1 protein-coding gene is annotated in these 751 nt (G+C 54.5%); it reads right to left on the reverse strand.

Translation table 11 applies throughout. The features are described 5' to 3' along the window. On the reverse strand, nt 1-751 hold a 751-nt coding region (locus DWZ67_RS19970; RefSeq protein ID WP_165852498.1), incomplete at both ends, for an efflux RND transporter permease subunit.

Below are 751 nucleotides of genomic sequence, written 5' to 3' on the forward strand. Positions count from 1 at the left end.
AACGCCACATCTATCGGAATTTCCAGCAGCACGATGAGCGGCTGCACGAAGCTTTCGAACTGGGCGGCAAGAATGAAATACATCAGCAGGATAGAGATGAAAAGAATCACCACCAACTCGTCCAGCATCTGGCGGTTGGAGAAGAAACTGCCGGAGAAGGCCGTATCCCAGTCACCCGTGGCATCTGCCTCCCGCTTCACCTTTTCCATCAACTCCGGAGCATCGTCCACTTCATAGAAACGGAACGGTATATATTCACCGTTGCGTCCTGCCGTAATCGTTTTCAAATCCTCGGCCGGACGCACCTTTACCAGCTCCCGAAGCGGAATATACTCCACTTCGCCCTTACTGTCCGGACGGGTCTGTATCAATGTCTGCTGCAGCACCTCATTCACTGTCCGCTCCTCGCCCACAATGCTGATAGGCAGGTATTGCTGGTAGGAATGGAGCATAGCTACGCTGTTCTCCTTGAATGCCGTCCGCAGCGTACGGTAAAGCTCGTCATACGAAACGTCATAGAGCAACAGCCTTTCCTGCAGGATGCTTATGTCAAGCTGGTTCTCGAAAGCGATGCCTACGGGCGCTGTCCCCGTAAGCTCCGCAAACTGTTGTTCCAGTCCGCGCAATTCTTCCGCCGCCGGCGCCTTCTCCTTGTTACGGGCATAAAGTTCCGCCACCACATCGGCCTCCCCGGTCACGAAAAGCTTCTCGAACACGGTTTCGGGTGGAGAAAAGGAGACTGTCGCCAACG

Origin of the sequence: Bacteroides sp. AF34-31BH (assembly GCF_003602795.1) — a bacterium.
GTDB classification, from domain to species: Bacteria; Bacteroidota; Bacteroidia; order Bacteroidales; family Bacteroidaceae; genus Bacteroides; species Bacteroides uniformis.